This is a genomic window from Eudoraea sp. (assembly GCF_049665975.1).
Taxonomy (GTDB): domain Bacteria; phylum Bacteroidota; class Bacteroidia; order Flavobacteriales; family Flavobacteriaceae; genus Eudoraea.
Map to the genome: position 1 here is coordinate 1 of NZ_JBATGR010000141.1, position 6,520 is coordinate 6,520.

The following is a 6,520-nucleotide window of genomic DNA, read 5'->3' on the forward strand; positions in this document are numbered from 1 at the left end:
GTATATCCTAAAAGAGATAATTTGAGCCAGGGTTCAGCTTTTTTCAAATAATTTAATCGGAAAGTTTTAAGATAAATGACTCTAACGGATCAATCTCCACATTTAATCTACCTATTCCATCACCAACCTTCAGCTCTTTTAATGTTTCACCATAGAGCGCATCCGTCATCTTAAAAGAACCTTCTTTTAAGCCCCATACTTTAATTATTTCATTTGGAATTTTTAATTCAAAAGAATAGGACTCATTAGCATCAAAATTTGCTAGTATAACTAATTTTTCATTTTGAGACCATCGCACATAAGACAATACTCTGTAATTGTAATTTTCAGTATGATCACGATTGTAATAATGAATATCTGCATACTTGCCCATTAATGCCTCGCTACCAATGGTAAAATTGAGCAAGCGTTTGTAAAAGTCCCGAAGTTCTTTTTCCTCAGGCAGTAATTGTCCTCCATCAAATTTTTTATTGTTTACCCACCTCTGATGATGTGGCACTCCTATATAATCAAATATAGATGTTCGGGTGGGACTACCAAAACCGGCATATTCTTTACCCGGTTCACCAACTTCCTGCCCAAAATAGATCATCGTTGGAGAAGTACTTATAGTAGCCGATACTACCATGGCAGGCTTCCCCTTTACCGCACTACCTGCAAAATCAGGACTCGCAATTCGTTGCTCATCATGATTTTCAAGAAAATGCAGCATCTGATGTTCAATATCCTGCATTCCTTTTTGTACTACCGGTATATGGTCGGTCCATCCATGACCCTGCATAATGTGCTTAAGGCTATCATAGAATTCCACCTTGTCATATAGGTAGTCCATTTTGCCTTTATGAATATATGTGCGGTATAAATCCGGATTATAAACCTCCGCCAATAGAAAAGCATCCGGATTTTTCATTTTAATATTAGAGTTCATATAGCTCCAGAATTCTACAGGTACCATTTCAGCCATATCAAAACGGAATCCATCCACCCCCATTTCTAACCAATACAAGGCAATATCTTTAAATTTTCTCCATGAATCGGGAATATCTTTAACAGACCAAAAAGCGTAATGGGCCTTGTAGTCCTTTTGAGCATATTCATCAGGTAAAGTTTCAAAATCATAAGATCCATCGGGTCGCACCCCATAATTAATTTTCACAGTTTCATACCAATCGTTAAAATCGGGCTGTGCCATACGTGAACCATTCCCAGTCCATTTTGCCGGATTCTCATCAAATTTACCATCTGCCAAAGGGTGTTTTTCACCTCCAAGAGGTAAGTAACCATTTTGCCATACCGGTACTTTAAAGGATTCTTCTACTATATAATAATAATTGTTATCCTTATGGTATTCTATTGAAGTATTGTCCTTTGCCCCAAATGGCACTTTCCCATTTGGGGTTGACCCGCCTTCGTATTTTCGTGCAACATGATTTGGAACTATATCTATTATAAGTTTTAACCCCGCATTGTGCGTTCGCTCTATCAAAGATTTAAACTCCTCCAAACGATTAAACGGGTCAACGGCCAAATCGGGATTAACGTTGTAATAATCTTTAACTGCATAGGGAGATCCCGCTCTGCCTTTCACGACATCCGGGTCATCATTAGAAATATTGTATTTTGTATAATCTGTTACCCCCGCATGATGGGGAACCCCGGTATACCATATATGAGTTATACCAAGATCTTTGATCTCCATTAAAGCCTTATCAGTAAAATCAGAAAACTTACCAACCCCATTTTCCTGGATAGTCCCCCAGGGCTTATTTGTGGTAGTTGTATTTCCAAATAACCGTGTAAATACCTGATATACTACTTTTTTATTTGATTGATTTGAGCTCTTCATTTTTTTATTATTTGTCTGTTCCTTTTCCCCAGCACACCCTAATATGATAACAAAGCAACTTAATACAACCAGTACAATCTTTTGCATACTAATTGGATTTTTTGCTGAATATTACTACTCCGTTATCTTTTAATTGCAAATCTTTTTTCAAAATAACTTCTTCTGAGGTAAGTATATCTTTAAATTTATTCCCAATAAGATTCATTTCATTAAAACGCGCAAGGTTTAAGGTATATGGTATCTCGTTTTTGTTTAGTATTAGCATTACTATTTCATCCTTATTCTGCCTGAAGATGACATAAACCCCATCCTTTGGAGCAAAATGAGTGGTTTTTCCCGTATGAATTGCCGTACTTCCTTTTCGATAGTTCAGCAATTTTCTTGTGAATTCCTGCATCTCTTTTTGTTTCCTTTTAAGGCCCTCACCTGTAACAGCGTTAACACTATCGTTTTCCCATCCTCCTGGAAAGTCAGACCGGATAAGACCATGATCTCCGGGGTTATCACTATTACTTAGTAAAACTTCCGTACCATAGTAAATTTGGGGTATGCGGGGAGCGAAGATTATAAATGCCAGTGCCATTTTGGTTTTTACAACATCTTCATTCAACTGTGTAAAAAGACGGTCCATATCATGATTATCTCCAAAAAATAAAATCGAAGAGGGATCGTGATATGCAAAATCATTGGCAAGTCCTTCATATAATTTCCCCAACCCTGAATCCCAATTCTCTTCCGCATTAAGTGCTTCAATTAATGTACGCTGCAAGGGAAAATCCATTGTTGTTTTTAGGTTAGATTCATAACCATCTGAATTGCTTATCCCTTGTTGCCAATAGCGCACCAAAAGTGGATTATAAGTCCATTCCTCTCCAACAATATTAAATTTTGGATATTCGTGCATAATACTACCAGCCCATCTGGACATAAATTCTTTATCGGGGTACGGATAGGTATCCTGCCTGATACCTCCAAGTTTTAAAGTCTCTATCCACCAAATACTATTCTGAATAATATAATTAGCCATAAAAGGATTATTTTGGTTCAAATCCGGCATTGACGGCACAAACCATCCATTATTCATCAGATCTTTATCTGCTTTTGATGCATAAAGATCCTGATTTACTGTACGTCGGTGGTTCGTAACTTTCGCTTCAGCTCCTTCCTCATAATCTGATTGAAAGTTTACCCAATCTTTAAACGGTAAATCTGACATCCACCAATGATTAGCCCCGCAATGATTGGCAACCTGGTCCATGATTAATTTTAATCCATATTCTGATGCTTTCTTTGAGAGCATTATATAGTTCTCGAGATTCCCAAAACGCGGATCCACCTTGTAAAAATCAGTCATGGCATACCCATGGTAGGAAGACTGGGGCATATCGTTAATTAATAAAGGAGTGGGCCATATGGCAGTAAATCCCATGGAGGCTATATAATCTAAATGATTAATAATTCCCTGAATATCCCCTCCATGGCGAGCATAGTCATCTTCCCTGCTGATGTTTTTTTCAAGCAGTCCTGGAATAATATTTATTTCAGGGTCACCATTCGCAAAACGATCGGGAGTTATTAAGTAGACAACATCAGAAGAATCAAAGCCCAAAAATTCCTCAGATAGTCTTTCTCTTATTTTTAAAGGATATAAATAGGAAATTTCATTTCCGTCTTCGGTGGTGAATAAAATTTTCATTAGACCCGGAGAAGTATCCGCAGCAATCGAAATATCAAGGAAAAGATAATTGGGGCTTTCAGACCTATGGAAGGCTTTCAGGTTAACTCCATTGTATAATATTGACGGGGTAGTTGTGCCAATTCCAGTACCATTTATCATTAACTGTAATCTCGTATTCTTGAATCCCAACCACCAATTAGGAGGCTCTACTCTATCTATCTGTGCGGATGAAAAAGATACTATCAAAAAGAGCATACCAGTTAAAACAATTGATTTTATTAACCATCTAATTTTCATCATGGGTTAATTTCTTGTCAAATACAATCTTTATAAAGTGATCAAAACGGATCTTTTAGGTGTTTTGTTCAATGGTTTCCTTAGATGGTTTTAAAACAACTCTTTTACCATTTACCCGAATTGTCATTTCAGCAGTCCCATCATGTTCAAAACTAGTCTGATGTTCTGTGATTTTAACCTTAATGATACGATTTCTGAAATTTACTTTAAATGAATACGATTTCCATTGCTTTGGTATTTTAGGTGCAAAAGACAGCTTGTCATCTTTCATTCGCATACCTCCAAACCCCTCTACAATACTCATCCATGTTCCGGCCATTGAAGTGATATGTAGACCTTCTTCAACCTCTTTGTTATAATCATCCAGATCCAGTCTTGAAGTACGTAAATAAAACTGGTACGCCTGCTCCATCCTGCCCAATTTAGCAGCCTGAATGCTATGAACACAAGGCGACAAGGACGATTCATGGACTGTAAATGGTTCATAGAAATCGAAGTGTCTTTCAAGTTCTTCTATACTGAAATGGTCTTCAAATAAATAAAACCCCTGCAAGGTATCTGCCTGTTTTATGTAAGGTGAACGCAAAATCCTGTCCCAACTCCATTTTTGATTAATTGGTCTTTGGGAAATATCCAGATCTTCTACAGTGATAAGTTCTTTGTCGAGAAATCCATCTTGTTGGAGGTAAATATCCAATTCGTCTGAAAAAGGAAAGTACAAATTTTGTGAAATCTCTTCCCACTTATCAGTCTCTGACGGAGTAAGTGAAGTGCGCCCAATGATCCTGGTATAGTCTTCTTTATACCCATCTTTTATCTTTTGCAGCTGTTCAAGTGTATATTCCATACACCATTTTGCAAGGTAATTGGTATACCAATTATTATTTACGTTGTTTTCGTATTCGTTAGGTCCTGTTACTCCAAGTATTACAAACTTGTTTTTGTTTTTTGAAAATGTAGCCCTTTGACCCCAGAAGCGAGAAATACCTATTAATACTTCGAGACCCATTTCAGGAATATAAGAATAGTCTCCTGTAAATCGGTAATAGTTGTATATGGCAAATGCAATGGCTCCATTACGGTGGATTTCTTCAAAAGTAATCTCCCATTCATTATGGCATTCTTCCCCGTTCATTGTGACCATAGGGTACAATGCTGCTCCATTAACAAAACCTAATTTCTTGGCATTCTCAATGGCCTTTTCCAGGTGATTGTATCTATATTGCAGTAGATTCCTGGCCACAAGGTGATCTTTGGTTGCCATATAAAAGGGGATACAATAGGCTTCAGTATCCCAATAGGTACTGCCTCCATACTTCTCTCCTGTAAATCCTTTTGGGCCAATATTTAGTCTGGAATCCGTGCCTAAATAAGTTTGATTTAGGTGAAATATGTTAAATCTAATGCCCTGCTGTGCTTTTACATCTCCCTCAATACTTATGTCGCTCATCTCCCAAATTTTAGCCCAGGTCGATATTTGCTTTTCCATTAATTTATCGAACCCAATGGAAGTAACAGAATTGAGGGCATTTTTTGCGGCATTCACCAATTCATCCGGCTTGTGATCTCTGGAAACGGTATACCCTCCATACTTATAAAAAGTGACAGCTTCACCTTGTTTTGCCGTATGAGTATATTCATGCCCAACCCATAATTCTTTAACTTCTTCTTTAATATCAACAGGTACTTCAGTTCCATTTGAGGTTAAATGGCATTCCATAAAAGTGCAAATCTCAAAATGAGTTTTCATGGTATGAGCTTCTATAAAGGCTTGTTTGCCCGCAGAACTTACTCTAGTAACGTTCCAGAATTTATCGTCCCAATTGCTGTCCTCATTGCTAATACTATTATCTAAATATGGGACAAAGCGAATAGACGCGCTTCTATCTACCGGTGTAATTTTATACTTTATAGCTCCTACTTCATCAAACTCCAGGCTTAAAAACCGAACTACTTCAACATCAACCTTAACAGCATTGGGCAAAGTAGCCGTGAAGTTTCTTTTATACCAACCTTCCTTCATATTGAGTTCTCTCCTGAAGCCTTTAACATTTGTGCAAGTATTAAGATCTAGAGGCTCTTCATCAACAAAGACGTTGATCCCAATCCAGTTTGGTGCATTTAAGACTTTGGCGAAATACTCCGGGTAGCCATTCTTCCACCAACCTACCCTCGTTTTATCCGGGTAGTAAACTCCCGCAATATAGCTTCCCTGGAAAGTGGGTCCGGAATACTGTTCCTCAAAATTTGCCCGTTGCCCCATGGCTCCATTTCCAATACTAAAGAGGCTCTCGGAAGATTTTACGTTCTCCCTTTTAAATCCTTCTTCAATTATAGACCATTCGTCTGCTATGATATATTCTTTATTCATATTATAATGCGTTTAAATCGTTTTCTAAGAATTGATTAAAATAGGCAAATAAGTATAATTTGCAGGATAAATACTTTAATTTTTACTCTTTAGTAACAAAATTAAATCATTTAAAAACCCAAGATCTATTTCAGTGAAGTTGTTAAAACCATGGTCAGCATCAGACAATATTTTCACGTCTCCAATCCCTATACTCTCCATGCCGGCTGTATTTGCAGCTTCTATTCCTGCAAGTGCATCCTCAAAAACTACACAATTTACTGGTTCTACACCCATTTTTTTTGCAGCAATCAAAAAGACCTCAGGATCAGGTTTAGCTTTGGTTACC

At 37.4% G+C, this 6,520-nt stretch carries 4 protein-coding genes; all 4 read right to left on the reverse strand.

What is annotated here, in order from left to right; genetic code table 11:
• Positions 1-52: 52 nt before the first annotated feature.
• Positions 53-1,933: an alpha-amylase family protein gene (locus WBN20_RS05405; protein WP_424280986.1), complete on the reverse strand. Its 1,881-nt coding sequence runs from the start codon at positions 1,931-1,933 to the stop codon at positions 53-55.
• A 1-nt stretch (position 1,934) separates the two neighbouring features.
• Positions 1,935-3,824 carry a glycoside hydrolase family 13 protein gene (locus WBN20_RS05410; protein WP_424280987.1) on the reverse strand — a complete coding sequence of 630 codons (1,890 nt, stop codon included), beginning with the start codon at positions 3,822-3,824 and terminating at the stop codon, positions 1,935-1,937.
• 52 nt (positions 3,825-3,876) lie between these two features.
• A complete protein-coding gene (locus WBN20_RS05415) occupies positions 3,877-6,192 on the reverse strand; it encodes a glycoside hydrolase family 65 protein (RefSeq protein ID WP_424280988.1) in 2,316 nt (771 codons plus the stop codon).
• Between the two features lie 75 nt (positions 6,193-6,267).
• The coding region (locus WBN20_RS05420; protein WP_424280989.1) for an HAD family hydrolase at positions 6,268-6,520 on the reverse strand (253 nt) is incomplete at its 5' end.

Bases quoted from the DNA above. Each gene is read 5' to 3' on its own strand.
- WBN20_RS05405 (WP_424280986.1), bottom strand. From the start codon at position 1,933: ATGCAAAAGATTGTACTGGTTGTATTAAGTTGCTTTGTTATCATATTA.
- WBN20_RS05410 (WP_424280987.1), bottom strand. From the start codon at position 3,824: ATGATGAAAATTAGATGGTTAATAAAATCAATTGTTTTAACTGGTATG.
- WBN20_RS05415 (WP_424280988.1), bottom strand. From the start codon at position 6,192: ATGAATAAAGAATATATCATAGCAGACGAATGGTCTATAATTGAAGAA.